At 57.0% G+C, this 22,927-nt stretch carries 23 protein-coding genes; 7 read left to right on the top strand and 16 right to left on the bottom strand.

What is annotated here, in order from left to right:
• Window positions 1-27: 27 nt before the first annotated feature.
• The 8 genes from zinT to LBF07_RS23140 form a co-directional block, all read right to left on the bottom strand.
• Entirely contained in the window at window positions 28-669 is a 642-nt protein-coding gene (zinT, locus tag LBF07_RS23175; RefSeq protein WP_094935503.1) for a metal-binding protein ZinT, read from the bottom strand.
• Window positions 670-721: 52 nt separating this feature from the next.
• Window positions 722-1,420, bottom strand: coding sequence for an urea ABC transporter ATP-binding subunit UrtE (urtE, locus tag LBF07_RS23170; protein ID WP_094935484.1), 699 nt, complete (start codon window positions 1,418-1,420; stop codon window positions 722-724).
• 9 nt (window positions 1,421-1,429) lie between these two features.
• Complete coding sequence (urtD, locus tag LBF07_RS23165) at window positions 1,430-2,227, bottom strand: urea ABC transporter ATP-binding protein UrtD (RefSeq protein ID WP_094935483.1); 798 nt, start codon at window positions 2,225-2,227, stop codon at window positions 1,430-1,432.
• A complete protein-coding gene (gene urtC, locus LBF07_RS23160) occupies window positions 2,227-3,300 on the bottom strand; it encodes an urea ABC transporter permease subunit UrtC (protein WP_094935482.1) in 1,074 nt (357 codons plus the stop codon). Before urtC ends, urtD begins: the two co-directional genes overlap by 1 nt.
• Window positions 3,300-4,874 (bottom strand): urea ABC transporter permease subunit UrtB, encoded by a 1,575-nt coding sequence (urtB, locus tag LBF07_RS23155; protein ID WP_094935481.1) that lies wholly within the window; start codon window positions 4,872-4,874, stop codon window positions 3,300-3,302. The genes urtC and urtB overlap by 1 nt, the downstream gene beginning before the upstream one ends.
• 22 nt (window positions 4,875-4,896) lie before the next feature.
• Window positions 4,897-6,168 carry an urea ABC transporter substrate-binding protein gene (gene urtA, locus LBF07_RS23150; RefSeq protein ID WP_014883816.1) on the bottom strand — a complete coding sequence of 424 codons (1,272 nt, stop codon included), beginning with the start codon at window positions 6,166-6,168 and terminating at the stop codon, window positions 4,897-4,899.
• A 201-nt stretch (window positions 6,169-6,369) separates the two neighbouring features.
• A complete protein-coding gene (locus tag LBF07_RS23145) occupies window positions 6,370-7,473 on the bottom strand; it encodes a cobalamin-independent methionine synthase II family protein (protein ID WP_094935480.1) in 1,104 nt (367 codons plus the stop codon).
• Between the two features lie 156 nt (window positions 7,474-7,629).
• Entirely contained in the window at window positions 7,630-8,043 is a 414-nt protein-coding gene (locus LBF07_RS23140; protein WP_047060853.1) for a rhodanese-like domain-containing protein, read from the bottom strand.
• Between the two features lie 73 nt (window positions 8,044-8,116).
• Here LBF07_RS23140 and ftrA point away from each other — a divergent pair, with 73 nt between their 5' ends.
• Together ftrA and LBF07_RS23130 are read left to right on the top strand one after the other, a co-directional pair.
• Window positions 8,117-9,124: a transcriptional regulator FtrA gene (gene ftrA, locus LBF07_RS23135; RefSeq protein ID WP_048981370.1), complete on the top strand. Its 1,008-nt coding sequence runs from the start codon at window positions 8,117-8,119 to the stop codon at window positions 9,122-9,124.
• A 478-nt stretch (window positions 9,125-9,602) separates the two neighbouring features.
• Window positions 9,603-10,139: a dihydrofolate reductase family protein gene (locus LBF07_RS23130; RefSeq protein WP_094935479.1), complete on the top strand. Its 537-nt coding sequence runs from the start codon at window positions 9,603-9,605 to the stop codon at window positions 10,137-10,139.
• 164 nt (window positions 10,140-10,303) lie between these two features.
• Here the strand turns inward: LBF07_RS23130 and LBF07_RS23125 are convergent, their stop codons facing one another.
• Window positions 10,304-10,666, bottom strand: coding sequence for a hypothetical protein (locus LBF07_RS23125; protein WP_094935478.1), 363 nt, complete (start codon window positions 10,664-10,666; stop codon window positions 10,304-10,306).
• Window positions 10,667-10,910: 244 nt separating this feature from the next.
• Here LBF07_RS23125 and LBF07_RS23120 point away from each other — a divergent pair, with 244 nt between their 5' ends.
• Entirely contained in the window at window positions 10,911-11,141 is a 231-nt protein-coding gene (locus LBF07_RS23120; RefSeq protein ID WP_033145520.1) for a DUF2554 family protein, read from the top strand.
• Here LBF07_RS23120 and LBF07_RS23115 read toward each other — a convergent pair whose 3' ends face one another.
• A complete protein-coding gene (locus LBF07_RS23115) occupies window positions 11,142-13,106 on the bottom strand; it encodes a U32 family peptidase (protein ID WP_039262504.1) in 1,965 nt (654 codons plus the stop codon).
• A gap of 80 nt (window positions 13,107-13,186) precedes the next feature.
• On the bottom strand, window positions 13,187-13,714 hold the full coding sequence (locus tag LBF07_RS23110; RefSeq protein WP_094935477.1) for a helix-turn-helix domain-containing protein: 528 nt from the start codon (window positions 13,712-13,714) through the stop codon (window positions 13,187-13,189).
• 92 nt (window positions 13,715-13,806) lie between these two features.
• Between LBF07_RS23110 and LBF07_RS23105 the strand changes: the two genes are divergently transcribed.
• The gene (locus LBF07_RS23105) at window positions 13,807-14,973 is read left to right on the top strand and encodes a benzoate/H(+) symporter BenE family transporter (RefSeq protein ID WP_094935476.1); all 1,167 of its coding nucleotides are present in this window, start codon (window positions 13,807-13,809) and stop codon (window positions 14,971-14,973) included.
• On the opposite strand, the gene LBF07_RS23100 is transcribed toward LBF07_RS23105, so the two are convergent.
• Window positions 14,953-15,825 carry a helix-turn-helix transcriptional regulator gene (locus tag LBF07_RS23100; RefSeq protein ID WP_032657103.1) on the bottom strand — a complete coding sequence of 291 codons (873 nt, stop codon included), beginning with the start codon at window positions 15,823-15,825 and terminating at the stop codon, window positions 14,953-14,955. The two genes, LBF07_RS23105 and LBF07_RS23100, sit on opposite strands and share 21 nt — an antisense overlap.
• A 173-nt stretch (window positions 15,826-15,998) precedes the next feature.
• On the opposite strand from LBF07_RS23100, the gene LBF07_RS23095 reads away from it, so the two are divergent.
• On the top strand, window positions 15,999-16,895 hold the full coding sequence (locus LBF07_RS23095; RefSeq protein WP_045888391.1) for a DMT family transporter: 897 nt from the start codon (window positions 15,999-16,001) through the stop codon (window positions 16,893-16,895).
• 34 nt (window positions 16,896-16,929) lie between these two features.
• Here the strand turns inward: LBF07_RS23095 and LBF07_RS23090 are convergent, their stop codons facing one another.
• Window positions 16,930-17,604 carry a DUF3313 domain-containing protein gene (locus tag LBF07_RS23090; RefSeq protein WP_033145514.1) on the bottom strand — a complete coding sequence of 225 codons (675 nt, stop codon included), beginning with the start codon at window positions 17,602-17,604 and terminating at the stop codon, window positions 16,930-16,932.
• 135 nt (window positions 17,605-17,739) lie between these two features.
• Window positions 17,740-19,335: an ABC transporter substrate-binding protein gene (locus LBF07_RS23085; RefSeq protein WP_094935475.1), complete on the bottom strand. Its 1,596-nt coding sequence runs from the start codon at window positions 19,333-19,335 to the stop codon at window positions 17,740-17,742.
• A 111-nt stretch (window positions 19,336-19,446) separates the two neighbouring features.
• Here LBF07_RS23085 and pepT point away from each other — a divergent pair, with 111 nt between their 5' ends.
• Window positions 19,447-20,676 carry a peptidase T gene (gene pepT / locus LBF07_RS23080; protein WP_094935474.1) on the top strand — a complete coding sequence of 410 codons (1,230 nt, stop codon included), beginning with the start codon at window positions 19,447-19,449 and terminating at the stop codon, window positions 20,674-20,676.
• Here the strand turns inward: pepT and tehB are convergent.
• On the bottom strand, window positions 20,673-21,269 hold the full coding sequence (gene tehB / locus LBF07_RS23075; RefSeq protein WP_094935473.1) for a tellurite resistance methyltransferase TehB: 597 nt from the start codon (window positions 21,267-21,269) through the stop codon (window positions 20,673-20,675). The genes pepT and tehB overlap by 4 nt on opposite strands.
• 132 nt (window positions 21,270-21,401) lie before the next feature.
• Between tehB and ydcK the strand changes: the two genes are divergently transcribed.
• Window positions 21,402-22,382, top strand: coding sequence for a YdcK family protein (ydcK, locus tag LBF07_RS23070; protein ID WP_094935472.1), 981 nt, complete (start codon window positions 21,402-21,404; stop codon window positions 22,380-22,382).
• On the opposite strand, the gene rimL is transcribed toward ydcK, so the two are convergent.
• Window positions 22,377-22,925 carry a 50S ribosomal protein L7/L12-serine acetyltransferase gene (gene rimL, locus LBF07_RS23065; RefSeq protein ID WP_094935471.1) on the bottom strand — a complete coding sequence of 183 codons (549 nt, stop codon included), beginning with the start codon at window positions 22,923-22,925 and terminating at the stop codon, window positions 22,377-22,379. The genes ydcK and rimL overlap by 6 nt on opposite strands.
• Between the last annotated feature and the right edge of the window lie 2 nt (window positions 22,926-22,927).

Raw genomic sequence — 22,927 nt, 5'->3', positions numbered from 1 at the left:
GCGTAGCCGCCACCCGGCAATAAAGCATCAGTGGTGCAGCATTTCCTCTACCACCTGCTCTTTGTACATCTCATTCGGATAATAGGTCGGCCAGTTATCCATCTCTTTCAGCAGCGCCTCGTGGGAGGTGTTGCCCATGAAAATGTGGAAGTGCGAAGAGGCCTTCGGGGCGATGGTGTGGTCGCTGAACTGAACAAACTTCGGTGCCTTGCTGCCGGCATCCTTACACTCAAACAGGTAGCGAACGCCTTTTTTTCCCGATGCGTAGGTCAGTATTTTGTAGCCGCTGTAATCATACTGACAGCGGCTGACCGCTGTGCCCTTATGAAATTCCATCACGTTGTTTTCGATGCCGATAGCATCCTCGTCCGTCGCATATCCCTTGCGGTAGTACGCTTTCACCTCGTCAAAGGTTTTGCTTTTGTCTTTCTGCGCTTTCTGTTTAAACACCGGATCCAGCGAACCGTCCAGCAGGAACGGATAGACCGACTGCCACGTCCCGTCCCAGTCTGACAGCGCTCTGTCCTTCACGTCCTTATCCTCAAACACGCCGTTCGCCGCCCTCTGTTCCGCTTCGGTCATCTGATGGCCGTGCGAGTGAGCAAACAGCTGGCCGCTGACCAGCAGCGCCCCCAGAGTCATGGCAAATTTCCCAAAATGTGCAGCCAACATAACACCCTCATTCCGTTTTATAAGAATGCGGATGTTATATTATAACATTTTAAATCGCAACCAATCCGCGAACGCCCTCCTGCTCCATGTTTTCACCCCGGCCGCGCTGGATAATGGTGCCGCGCGACATCAGCAGATAGCTGTCAGCCAGCTCGGCGGCAAAGTCGTAAAACTGTTCGACCAGCAGGATCGCCATGTCGCCTCGGTTCGCCAGGGTGCGGATCACCTGTCCAATCTCTTTAATCACCGATGGCTGTATGCCTTCGGTCGGCTCATCCAGAATCAACAGCTGCGGACGGCTCGCCAGCGCGCGACCAATCGCCAGCTGCTGCTGCTGTCCACCGGAGAGATCGCCCCCGCGACGATGCCTCATCTCTTTAAGCACCGGAAACAGCTGCCAGATCTCATCCGGAACCTGCTTCGCCTCGCGGGCGGAAAAACGCGACAGCCCGAGCAGAAGATTCTCTTCCACGGTCAGGCGCGGGAAAATCTCGCGGCCCTGCGGGACGTACGCCACTCCAGAGTGCACCCGCTGGTGCGGCTTGCTGTGGGTGATCTTTTTACCCTGCCAGATGACCTCCCCGGTTTTCGCCGGGATCAGCCCCATCAGACACTTCAGCAGCGTGGTTTTCCCGACGCCGTTGCGCCCCAGCAGGCAGGTGACCTCTCCGGTGGCGGCCTCAAAACTCACGCCGCGCAGGATATGGCTGCCGCCGTAATACTGATTCAGTTCGTTAACCTGTAACATCATCGCTCCTTAGCGCCCCAGATAGACCTCAATCACCTGCTCGTTAGCCTGCACCTCGCGAAGCGAACCTTCCGCCAGCACGCGGCCCTGATGCAGCACCGTGACGTGGTCGGCGATAGTCTCAACAAAGCCCATATCGTGCTCCACCACCATCAGGGAGTGCTTACCCGCCAGCGTTTTGAACAACTCGGCGGTGTATTCGGTTTCCGCGTCGGTCATCCCGGCGGCCGGTTCATCCAGCAGCAGCAGGTGCGGGTCCTGTACCAGAAGCATACCGATTTCCAGAAACTGTTTTTGCCCGTGAGAAAGCAGCCCGGCGCGGCGGTCGCGCTCGCTGCTAAGGCGCAGCAAAACCAGCATCTCATCGATGCGGTCGCGCTGTTCACCGTTGAGTTTTGCCCGCAGGCTCGCCCAGACGGATTTATCGGTTTTCATGGCGATCTCCAGGTTTTCCCACACCGTCAGCGCTTCAAAAACCGTGGGTTTCTGGAATTTACGCCCGATCCCCTGGCGGGCAATGGCCGCAGGCTCCAGCGTGGTCAGGTCGATGGACTGATCGTAAATCGCCCTCCCGCTCTTTGGCCGAGTTTTACCTGTGATAACGTCCATCAGCGTGGTTTTACCGGCGCCGTTAGGGCCAATCACGCAGCGCAGCTCGCCCACGCCGATATTCAGCGACAGATCGGTCAGGGCCTGAAAGCCGTCAAAATTGACGTTAATGGCCTCAAGCTGCAGCACCGGGTCGGTCTGTTCACGGTAACGATCGCCCGGCAACTGGCGGGTAAATAACCCTTCGGCTGGCTGCATTATTTCTCTCCCTTTCGAAACAGACCGTAGACGCCGCGCGGTAAAAACAGCGTGACGGCGATGAAAATCAGCCCCAGGAACAGCTGCCAGTATTCCGGCATCGCGACGGTGAAGAAGCTCTTGGCGCCGTTCACCAGCGCCGCGCCAATCACCGGCCCGACCAGCGTGCCGCGCCCGCCCAGCGCTACCCAGATCGCGGCTTCTATTGAGTTCGTCGGCGACATTTCACCGGGGTTGATAATGCCCACCTGCGGGACGTACAGCGCCCCCGCCAGGCCGCACAGCACGGCGGAGAGCGTCCATACCAGCAGCTTGAACCCGCGCGGATCGTAGCCGCAAAACGTCAGGCGGTTTTCGGCGTCGCGAACGGCGGTCAGGATGCGGCCAAACTTGCTCTTCGCCAGCGCAAATCCGGTGCCTAACGCCAGGAGCAGCAACAGCACGGTCGCCAGAAACAGCGCGATGCGGGTGGTCGTTTCAGTTACCGAAAACCCGAGCAGCGTGGTGAAGCCGGTAAAGCCGTTATTGCCGCCAAAACCGGTTTCGTTGCGAAAGAACAGCAGCATCCCGGCATAGGTCAGCGCCTGGGTCATAATCGAGAAATAGACCCCTTTGATCTTTGAGCGGAAGGCGAACCAGCCGAACACCAGCGCCAGCAGGCCCGGCACCAGCACAATCAAGACCAGCGCCCAGGCAAAATGTTGGGTTCCCCACCAGAACCACGGCAGCTCGCTCCAGGAGAGAAACGACATAAACGCGGGAAGACCGTCACCCGCGGCCTGGCGCATCAGGTACATGCCCATGGCGTAGCCGCCCAAGGCGAAGAAGATGCCGTGCCCAAGAGAGAGCATCCCGGCGTAGCCCCACACCAGATCCAGCGCCACCGCAACGATGGCATAGCAGAGGATCTTGCCAATCAGCGTCAGCATCCAGGTCGACAGCGCCAGCGGATGCGTCGCAGGCAGTAAGGCGAAAAACGGTAATATCAGCAGACACACCACCATCAGGCTACCTGCAAGTTGCGTTGTGCGCGGCGCTTTGCGCGCCAGCGTTAAGGTCAGCGGCTGGCTCATCAGTCAATCACCCTCCCTTTCAGCGCAAACAGCCCCTGAGGGCGTTTTTGAATAAACAGCACGATCGCCACCAGAATCACGATCTTGCCCAGCACCGCCCCCATCTGCGGTTCAAGAATTTTATTGAAAATACCCAGACCAAACGCCGCGGCCACGCTGCCTGCCAGCTGGCCTACGCCACCGAGAACGACCACGAGGAAAGAGTCGATGATGTAGCCCTGACCCAGCTCCGGCCCGACGTTACCGAGCTGCGATAGCGCCACGCCGCCTACCCCCGCAATTCCTGAGCCAAGCCCAAACGCCAGCATATCGACACGGCCTGTCGGTACCCCGCAGCAGGCGGCCATGCTGCGGTTCTGCGTCACCGCACGTACGTTCAGCCCCAGACGGGTTTTATTCAGAATGAGCCAGGTAAAGAACAGCACCAGCAGCACGAAGCCCAGCACCACGATGCGGTTCCACGGCAGCGTCAGGTTGGCAAAAACCTGCACCCCGCCGGACAGCCATGCCGGGTTGGCCACCTCCAGGTTCTGGGCGCCAAACGTCATGCGCACCAGCTGGATGAGCATCAGGCTAATCCCCCACGTTGCCAGCAGCGTTTCCAGTGGGCGACCGTACAGATGGCGGATCACGGTGCGCTCCAGCACCATCCCGATGCCCGCCGTCAGGCAGAACGCGACTGGAAGCGCGATAACGGGATAGAGCGCCAGCCACTGGGGCGCAAGCCCGGCCATTGCCTGCTGCACCATCCAGGTGGCATACGCTCCCAGCATCAGCATCTCACCGTGCGCCATATTGATGACGCCCAGCAGGCCGTAGGTGATGGCAAGCCCCAGCGCCGCCAGCAGCAGCACCGACCCCAGAGAGAGCCCCATAAACGCCTGGCCCAGCAGATCGCCCCACATCAGTCGATGCTGGATCTGGCTCAGGCTCTCCTGCGCGGCGGCGCGCACCCCGGCATCCGGCTCTGTCTGTGCCTGGGTAAACGGGGTAAGTCTGGACTCCACGTCAGGATCGTCGGACTGCCCTAATAACTCGACGGCCTTGCGGCGCACCTCTGCCTGCGGGCTGGCTAGCTGGAGATTCGCTACCGCCAGTAAAAGCGCCTGACGTGCCACCGCGTCCGTTTCATCGTTTACCCGCTTTTCCAGAAAAGCGAGCATTCCAGGCTGGGCATCCCGCTGAAGCTGACGGGCCGCCGCCCGCCTTTCTGTGACACTGTCACTCACCAGCTGATGCGTAGCGATGGCCGTGGCGGCCAGCACGCGCAGCCGGTTGGTCAGACGAACGGCTTTGGCTGCCCCTTCGGTCGACTTAGCGTCACCGAGCGAAACCATTTGACCGTTGCGCTGCGCAAAGGCGTGCTTTTGACTGTCGGTATACAGGTTTTCTTTTTGCAGTGCCTGCAGCAGCGGCAGCCTCGCGGCGTCCGGCGCGGCGGCCCACTGCGTCAGCAACTCCGCCTGCTGGCTGCGGCCGGCGGCAACAAAACGATCGGCATCCGATGCCTGCGCCAACCCTGGCAGCAGTCCGGAAAGCCATACAAGAGCGATGAACATGCGCATGGCGTTCATGACGTTTCTCCCTGGTGATGGCTTAGTTGCTGGCGGTTTTCATCGGCTGGTCGGGCTTTTTATCGTTACCGGCGATGAACGGGCTCCACGGCTGGGCGCGTACCGGCTGTTCCGTCTGCCACACCACGTTGAACTGGCCGTTGCCTTCGATTTCGCCGATCATGACCGGCTTATGCAGATGGTGGTTGGTGGCATCCATGGTGAGCGTAAAGCCTGACGGCGCCTTAAAGGACTGGCCGGCCATCGCCGCACGCACTTTATCCACGTCGGTAGTGCCCGCTTTTTCCACCGCCTGCGCCCACATATGGATCCCCACGTAGGTCGCTTCCATCGGGTCGTTGGTCACCACGGTATCGGCGTTCGGCAGCTTGTGCGCCTTCGCATAGGCTTTGTAATCCGCCACGAAGGCCTGGTTGGTCGGGTTATCCACGGATTCAAAGTAGTTCCACGCCGCGAGGTTGCCGACCAGCGGTTTGGTGTCGATCCCGCGCAGCTCTTCTTCACCCACGGAGAACGCCACCACCGGCACGTCGGTTGCCTTCAGACCCTGGTTAGCCAGCTCTTTGTAGAACGGAACGTTGGAATCGCCGTTGATGGTCGACACCACGGCGGTTTTGCCGCCCGCGGAGAATTTCTTGATGTTAGCGACAATGGTCTGGTAGTCGCTATGACCGAACGGGGTGTAAACCTCCTCGATGTCCTTATCCTCCACCCCTTTCGAATGCAGGAAAGCGCGCAGGATCTTGTTGGTGGTGCGCGGATAAACATAGTCCGTACCCAGCAGGAAGAAGCGCTTCGCCGCGCCGCCGTCTTCGCTCATCAGGTATTCCACCGCCGGAATGGCCTGCTGGTTCGGTGCGGCGCCGGTATAGAAGACGTTTGGCGACATCTCTTCGCCTTCATACTGCACCGGATAGAACAGCAGGCCGTTCAGCTCCTCGAAGACCGGCAGCACGGATTTGCGCGATACCGACGTCCAGCAGCCGAATACCACCGCCACTTTATCCTGACTTAACAGCTGGCGCGCCTTCTCGGCAAACAGCGGCCAGTTTGAGGCGGGATCCACCACCACCGGTTCCAGTTTTTTACCCAGCACGCCGCCTTTGGCGTTGATCTCGTCGATGGTCATCAGCGCGACGTCTTTCAGCGGCGTTTCGGAGATGGCCATGGTGCCGGAAAGAGAATGCATGATCCCCACTTTGATGGTATCGGCCGCCTGCACGCCAAAACTCATTCCCATCGCCACGACGGATGCGGATAACGCAAAGGCTTTTAATAAGGTACGACGCTGCATATTTTCACTCCTGAAAAAGAACGCTGTGCGAAAACGTCCGTTACGGCGTGGACGCGGAAAAAATGTGTCAGCGAAGCAGGAGCAAAAAGGATGCCAGAATGGAGGTAGCGCTATTTCTGGAGGGGGAACGCGGGATGTAAAGAGAACGTCTCAGAATGGCACAGCGCTGCACTTTTATAATGCAGCGCTGTGGATGAGGCTTTACCAGACTTCGCTGGCGATCTGCGTGACCAGACGGACCTTGTCCCACTGCTGGGATTCGCTCAGGCTGTTGCCCTCTTCGGTAGAGGCAAAGCCGCACTGCGGGCTGAGGCAAATTTGCTCTTTTGCCACGTATTTCGCCGCCTCTTCCAGACGGGCTTTAATCCCCTCCGGGTTCTCCAGCTCGCCGTTTTTCGTGGTGATCAGGCCCAGCACCACCTGCTGCTTGCCCGGGCGAATGAAGCGCAATGGCGCGAAATCCCCGCTGCGGTCGTTGTCGTATTCAAGGAAGAACGCGTCAACGTTGACCGTCCCGAACAGCACTTCCGCCACCGGCTCATAGCCGCCTTCGGAAATCCAGGTTGAACGGAAGTTACCGCGGCAGACGTGCAGGCCGATGGTCAGATCGTCCGGCTTGCCTTCCAGCGCCTTGTTCAGAACGCGGGCATAGATGCGTGCCAGCTCATCGGCATCGTCACCGCGCTCGCGGATCTGACGGCGCTGTTCGTCCGAACAGAGATAGGCCCAGACTGTATCGTCCAGCTGCAGGTAACGGCAGCCCGCGTCGTAAAATGCGCGGATGGCGTCGCGCCAGGTGGTCGCCAGATCGTCGAAATAGTCATTCAGATCCGGGTAGACCGTCGCATCGATGTCTTTACGCCCGCCGCGGAAATGGAGCACGCTTGGGCTGGGAATGGTCATCTTCGGCTGAGCATTGCCGCTGATGCTTTTCAGGTAGCGGAAATCTTCGAGCATCGGATGGTCGCCAAAGCCCAGCTTGCCGGTCACGCGCACGCCGTGGGCTTTGGTTTGTACTCCGTTGAACTGAATGCCCTGCTGTGAATCGTAACGCTCAACGCCCTGCAGACCGTCGAAGAAGTCGAAGTGCCACCAGGCACGGCGGAATTCACCGTCGGTGACCACATGCAGGCCGCACGCACACTGCTGCTCAACGACGTGGCGAATGGCATCATCCTCTACCGCGCGAAGCTGTCCGGCGTCAATTTCGCCGCTGGCGAACTTCAGGCGAGCCTCTTTGATGGCATCCGGGCGTAAAAAACTGCCGACTACATCGGCGCGGTACGGGGCGTGCTGTCGTTGCATGGAAATCTCCTCAGTCTGCCGGCGATAATTGCCAGCAGTGATAATTCATCATTTGAAGTTTTAGACTTCTGGATGTCTAAATGTCCAAAAAAGATGTCATACCTGTCCTGCTCCGGCAAACGAGAAAATTTCACGGGTGTTGAAAAAAATTCATCTTCACAGCGCGACGGCGGTTTCGCTGCTGGCAAAGGCGAACTTTTCATCCTCCCAGCCGGTGATCCCCCCGAGCATGATTTTGACCGGCAGCCCGAGGCGCGCCAGCTTCAGCGCGGCTCTGTCCGCGCCGTTACAGTGCGGCCCTGCGCAGTAAACGACGAACAGCGTGCCTTCAGGCCATTGGGCCATGCGCTCGGCGGTCATCTGGCTCCGCGGCAGGTGCAGTGCGCCGGGCACGTGACGGCGGGCAAACTGCTCCGGGCTGCCCACCACGTGCAGCAACACGAAGTCCTGCTCATTATTGGCGATGGCGTGATGCACATCCGCGCAGTCGGTTTCAACGCTCAGGCGGCGCAGAAAATGGGTAACGGCTTCCTGCGGCTCGGCAGCCGGAAATTCAGTAACATAGCTCATGATCCTTCCTCATCTTTGGCGTTTGTGTTAACACTACTCTATCCACAAATTCAGCCCGTGAATGCGTTCGCTTATGCCAGAAAACAGCAAAAAGATGACAAACTTAAGACAAATTGCCCGCCCGCAGGTAGTCGTGCTGGCGTATGACGGTCTGTGTACCTTTGAGTTTGGCGTAGCGGTGGAGATCTTCGGCCTGCCGCGTCCCGAGCTTGGCGATGAATGGTATCGTTTTGCGGTGGCGAGCGTGGACAGCGGTGAACTTCGGGCAACTGGCGGGATCCGCATCGTTACCGATGGTGATTTAAGCCTGCTTGCGTCTGCGGACCTGATTGTGGTTCCCGGCTGGCGGGGGCTGGATTCAACGGTTCCGGACGCGCTCTGCGAGGCACTACGCCAGGCCAGCGCGCGAGGATGCCGGCTGCTCTCCATCTGTTCGGGGGTGTTTGTGCTGGCCGCTACGGGGCTGCTGAACGGCCGCAAAGCCACAACCCACTGGCGCTACATCGACGCGCTTAAAGCCCGTTATCCAGACATCGACGTGGTTGAGGATGTGCTCTACCAGGACGAAGGCGATATTCTGACGTCCGCGGGCAGCGCGGCGGGAATCGATCTCTGTCTGCACGTTGTGCGGCGGGATTATGGCATGGAAACCGCCAACAGCGTGGCGCGTCGGCTGGTCATTCCCCCTCACCGGGATGGTTCACAGCCACAACAGCTGAGCCGCCCGGTAGCCCAGCTGCGGGAAAGCCAGCGTCTCGGCCAGCTGTTTGACTTTCTGCACACGCATCTTATCGAGGCGCACAGCGTCGACTCCCTGGCGCGTCGGGTCGGAATGAGCCAGCGCACCTTCCTTCGTCGCTTCGAGGCGGCAACGGGGACGACGCCCGCACGCTGGTTAATCAATGAACGCCTGCTGAGAGCAAAAGATTATCTGGAAAGCAGCCGGTTGAGCATCGACAGCATCGCTGAACAGACCGGGTTTGGTCAGGCGTCGACACTGCGTCATCATTTTCGCCAGCAGTTCGCGCTTTCCCCGGCTCAGTATCGCAAACAATTTTCACGTCCGGGTACTGCCCGCTAACGGTTGAGGGTTCCCCACAAAATAATGCCTGCACGGACGCCCCCCTCTCCCTTGAGGGAGAGGGCTGGGGTGAGGGGGAACATACGGCTCTGGTGGTCATTCCGTTCACTTTATGTTCCTTGCTATTCTTTAACGACATAACCTGTGAACGTGCCAGGGTGGCTCAATCGCCACCACCCTGGCGACCCGGGCTCCCGGCGGTAAATCGCCGCTTCGCGGTGCCCTCAGCTTATTCCTTCAGGCTATCGGGTCGGGCATGAGCCTGCATCCCTGCAGGCCACGCCCTCTCGGCGCATCCCTGCGCCTCGCCCCGGCCTTATGGAAACGCTTCGGCGATTTACAGCCGGACCAGGGCATCGCTGTAAGTCTGTCATTATTCTGAAGACAGTCTTATTGCTTCAGAATACACGTTTACAAAGGGGCCCCTCTCCGCTAAGAGGAAGATTCATTTTTTAATTTTCGTAATACGGAGCACCTGATGGTCACCACACACGTTTTTATCGCGGTCAGTCTTGATGGTTACATCGCCCGACAGAATGACGATATCGACTGGCTGCTGCAGCGCGACGATCCCACAGAAGATCATGGCTATGAGGCGTTCATCGCGGACAAAGAGTGGATCGTGATGGGCCGGGGTAGCTATGAGAAAGTACTGACCTTTGACGCATGGCCTTATGAACGGCCCGTGCTGGTACTCTCCCGACAGCTGGCCGGTACGCCCGTACCTGTGGCGCTAAAGGGAAAAGTGCAGTTTTCATCCCGGACGCCAAAGGAGGTGCTGGACGATCTCGCTGCGCAGAACGTTCATCGGGTCTATCTCGATGGCGGACAGGTGATCCAGTCATTCCTGCGCGAAGGGCTGGTGGCCGATATGGTGATCACGACCGTTCCTGTCCTGCTCGGAGCGGGAAAACCGCTTTTCGGAACCCTTCCTCAGGATATCGATTTAATTCTGGTATCCAGCCGCAGTTTCCCTTCGGGTCTGGTGCAGTCACATTATCGACTGATGCCATAACCCTATCGCGACGGCCTGCGCAAAAAAAAACCGCCAATAACTGGCGGTAAATGCTTGCATGGATAGATTTGTGTTTTGGTCTCTACGTCCCGACACTCCGTGGCCGGGCTGCGGATCCCTTACAACCTAACACCTGTTGTCTTAACGAACGCTAAACAACCTTATTAACCTGCATGGGTATTGATCTGCAAATAACGCATAAGCCCCTGCTCAGCGCTCTGTTTTGCGTCGTCATTAAGGGCTTCAAGATAAAAGGAACGGGCGACACCATAAGGTGCTTTTTCAGAGGGATACACCGCAAACTGGAATATTTTTCCTCGTGCCTGATGAGTACAATCTAATTCCCAGCGCCGATCGTTTATTTTTTTGCTGGAGCAGGCAACGCCACCATAATCGCTGGTTAAATAGGAACCCACGCGAATTTCCGCAGAACGAATATATTCTGGTTCGTCATTACCTGCATAACGAATCCCTGCAGCGGCCACAACAGCAACCGCCAGAAGCGCAAGCGCTATTATTTTTTTCATTTAGAAATGACCTGTTCCTTAGCCAGAGACTTACTATTATATAAGGTTTATCCTTAATGCAAATATCTAATTGAGGTCCAGAAATGATACTTTACAAAGCGTCATGGTTTTTTAGGAAATATCTTAGCCGTAATTCCGAACCCACATTATTTGACATTTTCTTTTCGCTAATTTTAATTTTTGAATAATAACCCTAAAAAATAATCGACATGATTATCCCGCATTCTTTTTCAGCGGTGAATCCATGATTAAAAAAGGGTTATCTTTCGTCATGCTTATCTGTGCGCTGTTTTCCGGCCAGCTTATGGCCGGGCACAAAGGACACGAATATTTATTGGTCAAGAATGTGGCGCATCAGCTTCGTCATGAAGCCGACAGCGATGAGTTGCGAAGCGCTGCGGAAGAGTCGGCGGAGGGTTTGCGCGAGCACCACCTGTGGCAGAAGTCGCGCAAACCGGACACGCACGTTCGGTAATTAGCTGCCCTTGCGTTTCGGCAGCGTTTTCATCAGATCGTCCGGACTGACGGACGCCACGATACTGCCGGGCTGCGGCATTTTGAAGATGTGGTTTTTCATCTTACCAATCACATGCATTTCGCAAGGACGGCAGTCGAACTTGAGGGTCAGAACCTCATCGCCGTTTACCAGCTGCATGGGGGTGGCCTTCCAGCTCTTAATGTTCCCTTTCGCCTGCTTAGGACACAGGTTAAACGCAAAGCGCAGGCAGTGCTTGGTGATCATCACCGGCACATCGCCCTTCTCTTCATGCGCTTCATAGGCTGCGTCGATCAGCTGCACGCCGTGGCGATGATAGAATTCACGCGCTTTATGGTTGTAGACGTTGGCGAGGAAGGATAAATGGGTGTCCGGGTAAACTGGCGCAGGGACGGTTTCCGCTTTACGGCTTCCGCGCGGATACTGCGCCAGGCGCGCGGCATCCAGCATCTCTGCCGTTTCGCGGCGGAACTGGTTAAGCAGGCTGTTTGGCACGAACAGCGCGTCCGGCAGAGCCACGTCGATCGCACGCGCGTAGTAGATCGTCTGGCCCAGCTTCGCCACGCCATCCTTCAGGCTGTTAAGCGCTTTTTCGGCGTTGTTTGCCACCTCGAAATGACCATCGAGCGTATGCGTCACGCTGATGCCGTCTTCGCAGGTCATGGTCAGAATCAGCTGCTCTTCCCAGCCGCCCAGCTCAATGTCCACGGCGATACGACGTTCGCTGGAGGTTTTCAGCAGCGCCTGCTGCCAGTTATGATCGAGATTACGGTTAAGCGCCGCGTTCGGCCGCGCCTTGTAGAGATCGGCGGGCATTTCATTCGGCCAGACGCGGTAGCGGTTCTCGCCGGTTTTCTCGACCGTATTGGCACGGAAGCCTACGACCTCACGCTTAATCATCACGTTAAGGCCATCTCCGTTCGCCAGCGGTTCCGTCACTTCAACATCAAGGTGATCCTTCGCCACTTTCAGCACTTCGCCCACCGGTAAACCGATAAACTTCGGTGAGTCAAACGCGCCGATATCCCCTTTACGGGCATTCACAAAATAGTCCGTGCTGCCGCGGTGGAACGTTTTGTCCGTCGACGGAATAAAGAAATGTTCGGTGCGCCCGGCCGACGCGCGCGCCAGGTCGCCGCGATCTTCGATGATGGCGTCCAGCATCTGGCGATAGTGCGCGGTGATGTTCTTCACGTAGCTCATATCTTTGTAGCGCCCTTCAATCTTGAAGGAACGCACGCCCGCGTCGATCAGCGCGCCCAGGTTGGCCGTCTGATCGTTATCCTTCATGGAGAGCAGGTGTTTTTCGAACGCCACGACGCGGCCCCGATCGTCTTTCAGGGTATATGGCAGGCGGCAGGCCTGAGAACAGTCGCCGCGGTTGGCGCTGCGGCCCGTCTGCGCGTGGGAAATATTGCACTGACCGGAGTAAGCCACGCACAGCGCGCCGTGGATAAAGAATTCGATCGTCGCGTCTGTCGCCTGGTGAATATCGCGGATCTGATTCAGGTTCAGCTCACGCGCCAGAACGATCTGCGAAAAGCCGACGTCGGAGAGAAACTTCGCCTTCTCGACCGTGCGGATATCGCACTGGGTACTGGCATGCAGTTCAATGGGCGGAATATCCAGCTCAAGCACGCCCATATCCTGGACGATCAGGGCATCAATGCCGGCCTGGTAGAGATCGGTAATCAGACGTTGCGCAGGCTCCAGCTCATCATCATGAAGAATGGTGTTCAGGGTCACGAACACTTTCGCCCCGAAGCGGTGGGCGAACGGCACCAGTTCAGCAATATCGCTCAGGCTGTTGCTGGCGTTATGGCGGGCACCGAAGCCCGGGCCGCCAATGTAGACGGCATCAGCGCCGTGAAGGATCGCTTCACGGGCAATGGCGGCGTCGCGGGCCGGGCTTAAAAGTTCAAGATGATGGGATTGCAGGCGCATACTTCGTCGTTATCCGTTATGGTCAAAATGGCGGCTATTGTAGTCAGAAGTATGCGTCAGCGAAACAGTTTTGCGTAGCGTCAGCGGGGATAATGAATCAGAGAGTGAAAATGCACCGTCCGGTCGCTGCTGTTGCGGTAGGCGTGCGGTTTATCGCCGGCGAAACGGACGCCCGAATCGGCAGAAATCGTCTGCCACGTGCCCTCAATCTTCATATCCAGCTCGCCGCTGACCACCACCACATGTTCAATCACCCCGGCCTCATGCGGCGTGGATTCACTCAGCGCGCCGGGTGCCAGCGTGATGGAGAAATAATCAAACCCGAGCGTCTCGTCCCACGGAAAAAGCGGTTTGACCACCATCGCCTGCTGCTGCGGGTCAAACACCGCATGCCGGTCCGCCTCTGCCGTGATGAACGCGGAAAACGGCACGTTCAGCCCGGTGGCAATTTTCCACAGCGTCGACACCGTCGGGCTGGATTCATTGCGCTCGATTTGCCCCAGCATCGCTTTTGACACGCCGGTCTCGTCCGCGAGCTTCGATAAACTCCAGCCGCGCGTCTGGCGCAGCGTTTTCAGCGTTGTTGCAAGGTGTAGTGTGATGTCCATAGTCCCTCCTGATGGCGATCAGCATACCACTTGTACGCTATAGCGCACAGTGTTACCTTATATCGGACGTTATAACGCACAACGGAGTTTTCATGCGCCCTTCCTCTCACCTTGTTCCAGTCGCCCTGGCTGGTTTTGTCGCCGTGCTGGTCGGTTACGCCAGCTCGGCCGCCATCATCTGGCAGGCCGCCGCGGCGGCTGGTGCCAGCGCACAGCAGATCGCAGGCTGGATGACCGCGCTGGGGATTGGGATGGGCGTCAGCACGCTGGCGCTTTCCTGGTGGTACAAAGCGCCGGTGCTGACCGCCTGGTCAACGCCCGGCGCGGCGCTGCTCGCCACCAGCCTGCACGGCGTAACGCTGCCGGAAACGATCGGCGTGTTCATCTTTGCTAACGCGCTCATTTTACTTTGCGGCATCACCGGGCTCTTCGCCCGTCTGATGAGGCTGATCCCCCATTCGCTTGCTGCCGCCATGCTGGCAGGCGTGTTGCTGCAGTTTGGCCTGCACGCATTTGCGCATCTTGAGGGTCACTTTCTGCTGTGCGGCAGCATGATTGCGGCGTGGCTGATCGCAAAAGCGCTGGCACCGCGCTACGCCATCGTGGTCACGCTGCTGGTCGGCGGTATCGTGGCATGGGCGGGCGGTGACGTTGTCACTGATAAGCTTACGCTCTCGCTTGTGATGCCTGAATTTATCGCCCCCACGTTCACCTTCACCAGCCTGGTGAGTATTGGCGTGCCCTTCTTCCTGGTAACCATGGCCTCACAAAACGCGCCGGGGTTCGCCACGATGAAAGCCTCCGGTTACCCGCTGGCGGTCTCGCCGCTTATCATCTTTACGGGAGCGCTGGCGCTGCTGTTTTCCCCTTTTGGTGTCTTTTCTATCTGTATCGCGGCCATTACTGCCGCCATTTGTCAAAGCCCGGATGCGCATCCGGATGCCGGTAAACGCTGGCTGGCGGCCACCGCAGCCGGAGGATTTTATCTGCTGGCGGGGATTTTCGGCGGCTCGATTACCGGGCTGATGGCCGCTCTGCCGCTCAGCTGGATCCAGACGCTCGCAGGTCTGGCGCTGCTGGGAACTATCAGCGGGAGTTTATATCAGGCACTGAGCCACGAGGCGGAGCGCGACGCGGCCATCGTCACATTTCTGATGACCGCAAGCGGCGTGACAATCCTGGGCATCGGTTCGGCATTCTGGGGGCTGGTGCTGGGCGGCGTGTGCTATGCCCTGTTTTCACGCGCTCGCCGCGCGTAGCTGCGAAGGCGTCATGCCCGTCGCGCTGCGAAAGCGGTTGCTGAAGTGGCTGGCGGAGTTAAACCCGCAGGCAAGGGCGATGTCCGTTAGCGGCGTCGCCGTGTTCTGCACAAGGGCCTTCGCTTTTTCCATTCGCCTCTGCATCACGTACTGATGCGGCGCCAGCCCCGTCGACTGGCGGAACATGCGGGCAAAATGGTATTCGCTGAGGGCGGCCTGCGCCGCCAGTTCAGCCAGCGTCAGGGGTTGCCCGAGGTTCTCTTCGATAAAGGCCAGCACGTTACGCAGTACGAATGGCGATAGCCCGCCGGTGACGACCGGCAGCTTCCACTGAACGTTAGAGTAGTTTTGCAGCAGATGGGTCAGGAGCAGCGTAGAGGCCGTGCTCAGGGTGAGCTGGTTAGCGTGCTGCTGCCAGTCGCAGCCGAGCAAAAACTGGCGATACAGCGCGGTGATTTTCGGATCGCTACCAAAAATGCGCTCGTCGAGCGTCAGCGAAAGCGGGCGCTTGTCCCAGATCTTTTCCCCCACGTCGCGCAGGTGTTCATCGGTGCAGTAGAGATGCACAAACGACAGGTCATCACGGATATCCCACGTCGATTCGCTCTCTTTTGGCATCAAGCAGAAACGGTCCGGCCCCCCGCCGTTCTTCCAGCCGCCCGGCGTTTTTTGGTAGCTTTCGTAGCCGTCCGCCACGTACAGGCTCAGGGTATGGTGGTTACTTTTTACCGTTATCGTATCGTGCTTGTTGTACCACGCTGCCAGCTGAATGCCCGAATTCAGCGAGACGGTTTCCCGCAGGACCGCATTCTGTTGGCAAAGCGTTTCAAAGGTATCGTAAGCGTGAGACATGACCGTAAGCGCGTGATTGACTGGAATATCAGTCTAAGAAGAGTTGTCTCCCGTTGCCAGCCCCCGGGTAAGAAAAAAGCGCAAGATTTTGCAAGTCGACCGCAAGCCGGTGAAAGCCCCTGACCGATCTCAGCGGCATACTGCGGGCTTCCGTGGTTTGAGAAGAGAAAAATATGAACGCATTATTATACGGACTGGTGGTGGTCATCTGGGGAACCACCTGGATTGCGATTTTCCTGCAGCAGGGGCCCGTAGCGGCGCCCGTCTCGATTTTCTGGCGTTTCGCCGTCGCCAGCCTCACGATGATGGTGGTGTTAATCGCCCTGCGCCGCCTGCGCAAGCTGGCGCTGCGGGATCACCTCTTTTGTATGCTCCAGGGATGCTGCGTTTTCTGCTTTAACTTCTGGTGTTTTTACGCCGCAGCCTCGCACATCAACACCGGGCTGGAATCGGTGATCTTTTCCATGGCCGTACTCTATAACGCTATTAACAGCTTTATTTTCTTCGGGCAGCGCCCGCCCGCGCGTTTCTGGACGGCGGCGGCACTGGGCCTGACTGGGATCGTCACCCTCTTCTGGGACGATCTGCTGGCCAGCGGCTGGAGCGCGTCGCTCCTGACCGGGATTGGTCTCTCCGCGCTCGGCACCTACGGCTTCTCGCTGGGCAACATGATCAGCATGCGTCACCAGCGAAAAGGCCTTGAAACCATGACCACCAACGCCTGGGCGATGCTCTACGGCACGCTGGTAATGGGCTGCATTGCCCTGTTCAGAGGCGACAGCTTCGCGCCAGAGTGGACCATCAGCTACATTGGCGCGCTGCTCTATCTGGCCGTGTTTGGTTCGGTGATTGCCTTTGGTGCCTACTTCACGCTGGTGGGACGTATCGGTCCGGGCAAAGCGGCCTACAGTACGCTGCTCTTCCCGCTGGTGGCGCTGACGATCTCAACGGTGTATGAAGGCTACGTCTGGCATATCAACGGTATCGTGGGGTTATTGCTGATTCTGGGGGGAAATATGGTGATGTTTACCAAACCAGAAACCTGGTTCAGACGCTTACGAATGGCGTAAATAAAAAGGCCTGCATTAAGCAGACCGTTTTATTTTATTTCGCGGTCTTTTTCACATCAAACATGGTGGCGTCCGTCGCCATGTCATCAACTACCTGCTTCAGCGTCGCAAAGGTCATCGGCGTACTTTCGTTGTTCAGATCTTTACCTTCGCCTTTACGCACCACCTTCATGACCGGTTTGTTGGTGGCCGCATCGATCAGTTCGCCTTCAAAGAAGAGATGCGTATCCATGGTGCGATGCCCGGTTGCCATCTGCGTACCTGCTACAACCAGCGCGACCGGCACCACTTCATAGAACTGCAGACCTTCTTTCTGCGAACTCACCCCGGTAATTGCACCGCGGAAAATCAGGCTGTGTTTACCCGGCGTGGTCACGACTGGCTTACGGGTACCAATAGCGGTTTTCATTTTGTTATTGGTGTAATTCAACAGCTCATCAAGCGTTTTTTGACCAATTTGAGTGGTCGGTTTAGGCGCAGGATAATAAGTAATCGGCGTCCAGAGAATACTGTCGTAATTAGCTTCGTTATAAGAAGGATCAACCCAACGCAGCGTTGGTTTACCCGTCGCAGACGTCGTCTGCTGCAAGCCTGAATAGTCTTTTAAAAAGCCAGAATATTGTTCGGGAGCCGCGACTTTTGAAGAACAGCCCGCCAACGCCAACAGACCAGTAAGCACTGCAACTTTAAAAAAAGTTTGAGTACGCATGATAGTTTTCCATGTTATCTGCAAGTATGCATTTGAAGTTATAGCAAAAGACCGGCGGGTTTGTTGTGACAAAAAATGATGCGGGGAGCACAAATTGCGAAAAGACTGCCCGCAAGCGTGCCGGGCAGTGAAAAATTACTGATTTATATCCAGTTGCCAGAACAGATGTTTGCCAAACGGGTCAATTTCATAGCCCGTCACCTCCTTGCGCACCGGTTCGAAAATGGTTGAATGCGCAATCATCACCGCCGGCATTTGATCATGCATCATTTGCTGAGCCTCTTTATACAACGCCACGCGTTTATCGCGATCGGTGGTTGATTTTGCTTCCGCAATAATTTTATCGAAGGGCTTATAGCACCATTTCGCCGAATTTGAGCCACCGTTTGCCGAGGTACAGGTAAATAGCGGACCAAAGAAGTTGTCGGGATCGCCCGTTGCGGTCGTCCAGCCCATCAGCGCGGCCTGGTGTTCCCCGCCCTTCACGCGCTTAAGGTATTCGCCCCACTCGTAGGTGACGATTTTGGTCTGTACGCCGATTTTCGCCCAGTCGGCCTGAATCATCTCCGCCATGCGTTTTGCATTCGGATTGTACGGACGCTGCACCGGCATCGCCCACAGGTCGACGCTCACGCCGTTGGCAAAACCGGCCTCTTTCAGCAGCGCTTTCGCCTTTTCAGGATCGTAATCGTAATCCTTAAGCTCGCTGTCTGCGCTCCAGACGCCCGGCGGCAGCAGGTTCTTTGCCGCAGTGCCGGTGCCGTGGAAAACCGCATCAATAATGGCCGGTTTATTGATGGCCATCGCCAGCGCCTGACGGACTTTTACGTTATCCAGCGGCGGCTTTTGGGTATTGAACGCCAGAAAGCCGGTATTCAGTCCGGCTTTGCTCATCAGGTTGATGTCTTTGTTCGCCTTCATGCGCGGCAGGTCCGCCGGGTTCGGGAACGGCATCACCTGACATTCGTTCTTCTCAATTTTGGCAAACCGCACGGAGGCATCCGGCGTGATGCTAAACACCAGCCGATCCAGCTTCGATTTCCCCTGCCAGTAGTCGGCAAACGCCGTAAACAGGATCCGCGAATCCTTCTGATACTGCGCCAGCTTAAACGGCCCGGTACCTATAGGCTCCATATCCACCTTCTCCGGCGTGCCCGCTTTGAGCATCGCGTCGGCATATTCCGCGGACAGGATAGAGGCAAAATACCATGCCAGATCGGCGACAAACGGCGCTTCCGGGTGCGCCAGGGTAAAGCGCACGGTGTGGTCATCAACTTTATCAATGCCGGTAATCAGGCTGCCAAACTCCAGACTTTCGAAGTTGGAATAGCTGCCGTTAGAGACGTTGTGATACGGATGATTCACGTCTTTCTGGCGCATAAACGAGAAAATCACGTCGTCGGCGTTAAAGTCCCGGGTCGGCGTGAAGGATTTATTGCTCTGGAACTTGACGCCCTTACGCAGATGGAAGGTGTAAACCTTGCCGTCGTCGCTCACCTCCCAGCGCTCCGCCAGGCTTGGCACCAGCTCCGTGGTGCCGGGTTTGAAATCAACTAGCCGGTTATAGACCGGCACGGCGCTGGCGTCCACGCTGGTTCCCGAGGTGTATAGCTGAGGATTAAAGTTTTCCGGCGATCCTTCGGAGCAATACACCAGCGTTTTCGCGGCGACGGTGGAACTGACCGTGAGTACAGCAAGCGCCAGCGTTATAGTTGTGAGTTTGCTTTTCATCATTTATTCCTGTCTTTTTAATTCGACGGCTAATTAATTCTTTTGCCATTTCATAAATAACATTAAAGTGATGTGGCAAACACCTGAAAAATAAATAAGGAATAAATCACTATGGGCTCGCCGCTTTCCAGACAATTAACGCACCGTTTTTTCCGCTATCTCGCGATCACCAGCCAGAGCGACCCAAAGGTCAAAACCCTGCCCTCAACGCCGGGCCAGCACGACATGGCCCGGGAGCTGGCGCAGGAGCTGGCACAGCTGGGGTTAGACGATATTGTGATTGATGAATTCGCCACGGTAACGGCGGTTAAAAAAGGCAACGTGCCCGGTGCGCCGCGCATCGGCTTTATTACCCATATTGATACCGTGGACGTGGGATTATCACCGGATATTCATCCACAAATATTAACCTTTACCGGTGAAGATCTCTGCCTGAATAAAGAGAAAGACATCTGGCTGCGGGTTAACGAGCACCCTGAAATTCTGGCGTATCCGAATGAGGAGATTATTTTCAGCGACGGAACCAGCGTATTGGGCGCGGATAATAAATCGGCGGTCACGGTGGTCATGACGGTGCTGGAAAACCTGACGGCGGAACATCAGCACGGGGATATCGTCGTGGCGTTTGTGCCTGACGAAGAGATCGGCCTGAACGGGGCAAAAGCGCTGGACCTTAAGCGCTTTGACGTGGACTTCGCCTGGACCATCGACTGCTGCGAGCTGGGGGAAATTGTCTACGAGAACTTTAATGCGGCAGCCGCTGAGATCCGCTTTACCGGCGTAACGGCGCACCCGATGTCCGCCAAAGGCGTGCTGGTGAATCCCCTGCTGATGGCGACTGACTACATCAACCATTTTGACCGCCAGCAAACGCCGGAGTGCACCGAGGGGCGTGAGGGCTATATCTGGTTTAACGGCATTCAGGCCGGGCAAAACGAGGCCATTCTTAAGGCCAATATCCGCGACTTTGACAAGGACAACTTTGCCGCCCGCAAGCAGCAGATTGCCGACGTAGCCGCGCTGGTTGCCGCCCAACATCCAACGGCCAGGGTGGACTATCGCATTGAAGATACCTACAGCAATATCAGCAATGCGATTGGTGAAGACAGGCGCGCCATCGATCTGATGTTCGAGGCGATGGAATCGCTCGGCATCACGCCGAAGCCAACGCCCATGCGCGGCGGTACCGACGGCGCGGCGCTCTCGGCAAAAGGGCTGCTCACGCCGAACTTCTTCACCGGCGCGCATAACTTCCACTCGAAGTTTGAATTCCTGCCGCTGTCGTCGTTCGAGGCGTCTTACAACACCGCCCTGCAGATCTGCCTGCTTGCTGCCCGCTAAGCGGGCTTGCGCGCCAGCATCGTGGCAAAGCGCAGCTTGATGCGGTTGCCGTTTTCGTCGGTGCGGTGCAGTTCGCCAACGTCTTCGTTGTATTTGAGCAACTTCCAGCCTTCGTAGTAGTTGCTCAGCTCACCGCTTTTGAACGCAAACGGGAAGCCGACGGTGCACGGGTAATCCGCCGTGTCCATCGCGGCAACAATCAGGTTGTAGCCGCCGGGTTTGGTGCAGCGCTGCATGTTGGCGATAAGTTCCGGGATGGTTTTTGACTCCAGGAACATCAGCACCACGGTGGAGAGAATGAAATCGTACTCGCCGTCAAAACTCAGCTTGTTGAGATCTTTAATCGCCGTGTGGAGGTTATCGATCCCTTCTTCCGACTTAATGCGCTCGATATTCTCGATGCTCATCGGGTTCTTATCCCACGCGGTCACCTCGTAACCGTTGGCCGCCAGATAAAGGCTGTTGCGGCCGTTGCCGCAGCCCAGATCCAGCGTTTTACCCGGTTTAATCTGTGCCGCACTGAACAGCACCTCTGAATGGGTGCGGGTTAAGCCATATTTTTCTGTGAAGTAATTCTCGTCGACGGTCATTATTTTTTCCTGAGCCTACATAATTTGAAAGTGCATTCTGAATGCCATTTTAAGGCGTTTACCGTCTGGTTGCCAGCCGTTCGAAAACCGAAAAATTTGCTACGTTTAGTTAAGACGCTTATCAGAGACCTAAAGATGAACAAATATCGCCTTAGCGACGAAACCCGCCTCTGGCAATGGAAAAACGGTGACACTACCCGCTCCGTCACGCTGCGGCAGATTATCGCGACAGTGGATTTTAACGACGTGACGGTTGGTACGAAAGGCGGCTGGGTTGACGATGAGCGCGCCCTCGCGCAGGACGGCGACTGTTGGATCTACGACGAAAACAGCGTGGTGTTCGCCGGTGCCGTCGTGTCCGGCAACGCGCGCCTTACCCTGCCGTGCATCGTTAGTCACGATGCGCATATCAGCGGCAGCTGCTGGCTGGACGCGGCAGAGGTCAGCCACGGGGCACAAATAAGTGACAACGTCACTATTCAGCACTCCTGCGTGCGGGGCGAATGCCATCTCTACGGCGATGCCCGCGTTCTGCACAACAGCGTTATCATCGCCGCCAAAGGGCTGACGCCGGACCATGACCAGATCCTGCAAATCTACGATAAGGCGACCGTCAGCCAGTCGCGCATTGTGCACCAGGCGCAAATCTACGGCGAGGCGATGGTGAATTTTGCCTTTGTTGAGCACCGCGCCGAAATATTCGACAACGCCATCCTCGAAGGTAACGACATAAATAACGTCTGGGTCTGCGACTGCGCAAAGGTCTATGGCAACGCCCGCGTGATTGCCGGTTATGACGAGGATGCTATTCCGACGGTGCGCTACAGCTCTCAGATTGCGGAGAATGCCGTGGTGGAAGGAAACTGCGTCATCAAGCACCACGTTCTGATTGGCGGTCAGGCATGGCTGCGCGGCGGGCCGATCATGCTGGACGATAAGGTGGTGATCCAGGGACGCGCGCGGATCAGCGGAGATGTGCTCATCGAGCACCGGGTTGAAATCACCGACGATGCGGTCATCGAAGCGTTTACCGGGGAGAGCATTCACCTGCGCGGCGAAAAAGTGATTAACGGCGACCAGCGCATCACCCGCACCCCGCTGCTGGGGGCGTTATAGGGCGTAGATCTTCCCGTAGATATTCACATCGTCAAAGCGACCGTTCAGGTATTCCGCTTCCCGCAGGCACCCTTCCAGCGTAAAACCGTTGCGTACGGCAACGCTGTTGCTGTGCTGATTCGCCACCCGACACTTGATCACAAAACGGCGGATCTCCCCACGTTCGACGTAGTAGCGCATAAACGCCTGCAGTGACCGGGAAAGAATGCCCTGCCCCTGATGGCCTTCATCCAGCCAGTAGCCGATATAGCCGGTTTTGTTGGTCGGTTCAATCGTGTTGAACGACAGCACGCCAACCAGCGCATCATACTTGAAGATCAGAAACATTTTGGCGTAGCCGCGCTGGTGCAGCATCTGGTTACTTTGCACGTTGCGGCGGGTATCGTCCTCGCTGCCCACGTGCTGCGCCCAGTCAAAGGCGGTTTGCAGAAAGGTTTTGTTTTTGACGACGAGATTATGCAGTTCGGCGGCGTAGCGCTCTTCGACGGCGCGAAGCTCGAGAGCGTCAGATACCGGGATAATTTCGGATTTTGCTGCGGTCATTG

It is taken from the genome of Enterobacter cloacae complex sp. ECL352 (assembly GCF_020149545.1).
Lineage (GTDB): Bacteria > Pseudomonadota > Gammaproteobacteria > Enterobacterales > Enterobacteriaceae > Enterobacter > Enterobacter asburiae_B.
Note: the sequence above shows the minus strand (reverse complement) of the source record. Positions and strands in the feature narration are given on the sequence as shown.

Coding starts and splice junctions, on each gene's coding strand:
- urtE (WP_094935484.1), bottom strand. CDS start 1,420: ATGTTACAGGTTAACGAACTGAATCAGTATTACGGCGGCAGCCATATC.
- urtD (WP_094935483.1), bottom strand. CDS start 2,227: ATGCAGCCAGCCGAAGGGTTATTTACCCGCCAGTTGCCGGGCGATCGT.
- urtC (WP_094935482.1), bottom strand. CDS start 3,300: ATGAGCCAGCCGCTGACCTTAACGCTGGCGCGCAAAGCGCCGCGCACA.
- urtB (WP_094935481.1), bottom strand. CDS start 4,874: ATGAACGCCATGCGCATGTTCATCGCTCTTGTATGGCTTTCCGGACTG.
- urtA (WP_014883816.1), bottom strand. CDS start 6,168: ATGCAGCGTCGTACCTTATTAAAAGCCTTTGCGTTATCCGCATCCGTC.
- LBF07_RS23145 (WP_094935480.1), bottom strand. CDS start 7,473: ATGCAACGACAGCACGCCCCGTACCGCGCCGATGTAGTCGGCAGTTTT.
- LBF07_RS23140 (WP_047060853.1), bottom strand. CDS start 8,043: ATGAGCTATGTTACTGAATTTCCGGCTGCCGAGCCGCAGGAAGCCGTT.
- ftrA (WP_048981370.1), top strand. CDS start 8,117: ATGCCAGAAAACAGCAAAAAGATGACAAACTTAAGACAAATTGCCCGC.
- LBF07_RS23130 (WP_094935479.1), top strand. CDS start 9,603: ATGGTCACCACACACGTTTTTATCGCGGTCAGTCTTGATGGTTACATC.
- LBF07_RS23125 (WP_094935478.1), bottom strand. CDS start 10,666: ATGAAAAAAATAATAGCGCTTGCGCTTCTGGCGGTTGCTGTTGTGGCC.
- LBF07_RS23120 (WP_033145520.1), top strand. CDS start 10,911: ATGATTAAAAAAGGGTTATCTTTCGTCATGCTTATCTGTGCGCTGTTT.
- LBF07_RS23115 (WP_039262504.1), bottom strand. CDS start 13,106: ATGCGCCTGCAATCCCATCATCTTGAACTTTTAAGCCCGGCCCGCGAC.
- LBF07_RS23110 (WP_094935477.1), bottom strand. CDS start 13,714: ATGGACATCACACTACACCTTGCAACAACGCTGAAAACGCTGCGCCAG.
- LBF07_RS23105 (WP_094935476.1), top strand. CDS start 13,807: ATGCGCCCTTCCTCTCACCTTGTTCCAGTCGCCCTGGCTGGTTTTGTC.
- LBF07_RS23100 (WP_032657103.1), bottom strand. CDS start 15,825: ATGTCTCACGCTTACGATACCTTTGAAACGCTTTGCCAACAGAATGCG.
- LBF07_RS23095 (WP_045888391.1), top strand. CDS start 15,999: ATGAACGCATTATTATACGGACTGGTGGTGGTCATCTGGGGAACCACC.
- LBF07_RS23090 (WP_033145514.1), bottom strand. CDS start 17,604: ATGCGTACTCAAACTTTTTTTAAAGTTGCAGTGCTTACTGGTCTGTTG.
- LBF07_RS23085 (WP_094935475.1), bottom strand. CDS start 19,335: ATGAAAAGCAAACTCACAACTATAACGCTGGCGCTTGCTGTACTCACG.
- pepT (WP_094935474.1), top strand. CDS start 19,447: ATGGGCTCGCCGCTTTCCAGACAATTAACGCACCGTTTTTTCCGCTAT.
- ydcK (WP_094935472.1), top strand. CDS start 21,402: ATGAACAAATATCGCCTTAGCGACGAAACCCGCCTCTGGCAATGGAAA.
- rimL (WP_094935471.1), bottom strand. CDS start 22,925: ATGACCGCAGCAAAATCCGAAATTATCCCGGTATCTGACGCTCTCGAG.